This window comes from Bacillus sp. AFS001701, assembly GCF_002559405.1.
Lineage (GTDB): Bacteria > Bacillota > Bacilli > Bacillales > Bacillaceae_G > Gottfriedia.
In genome coordinates this window covers 1-699 of the sequence record NZ_NTZO01000760.1, presented here as the reverse complement: position 1 = coordinate 699, position 699 = coordinate 1, and the positions used below count along the sequence as shown (strand labels likewise).

Here is a 699-nt window from a genome sequence, read left to right as displayed (position 1 = left end):
GAATTCTAATGATAAAGTAATGACAAAAACAATGATTAATAATTACGCTAAAGCTAAATTGCTTTTCCCAATAAAAAATAAGAAATACACAAAGAATCATATAATTTTAATCAGTTTAATTTATCATTTAAAAGGTGCACTATCGATTAATGATATAAAAGAAACTTTAAATGGATTAAATCAAAGAATCCTTGAAAACAATGAAATAACTATTGATGATATTTATTCAAGTTTTTTACATTTAAATGAACAAAACCTCGAAAAGTTTAAAACTGAACTTCAACAATCTAGTGAAAATGTAAACAAAGAAATTGAACTGATTGATGATGAAAGTAAAGAATATATCGAACAATTGCTCTTAATTACTTCTTTCGTTAATATGAGTAATCTCTATAAAAATGCAGCTGAAAAACTAGTAATGGATATGATTGAGAAGCAGAAATAAAATTCATTTTTGGAGCTTTGTGGATGGGTGAGGGGCTGTTTCATTTGTTAAGTCAAATGTGTTAATGAGGCCCCATGATGTTTAATAGAATGTACTTAGGGTATTTTTGATGGAATTGATTTTTTCTTTGCGTGTAATTAACTGATATATAATTTTTATACATTCTAGAAAGGTTTTGAGTATATTTGCTAGTTTTTCACTTGAAATTACTCTCTAGTGCACAAACTTTAACCTATAATACCCTAACTGGTATG

General features: G+C 26.6%; 1 protein-coding gene. It reads left to right on the top strand.

Annotated elements, in window-relative coordinates:
* Positions 1 to 445 (top strand): DUF1836 domain-containing protein (locus CN514_RS25040; RefSeq protein ID WP_141529544.1); only part of this gene is annotated, 445 nt, incomplete at its 5' end.
* Positions 446 to 699: the final 254 nt, after the last annotated feature.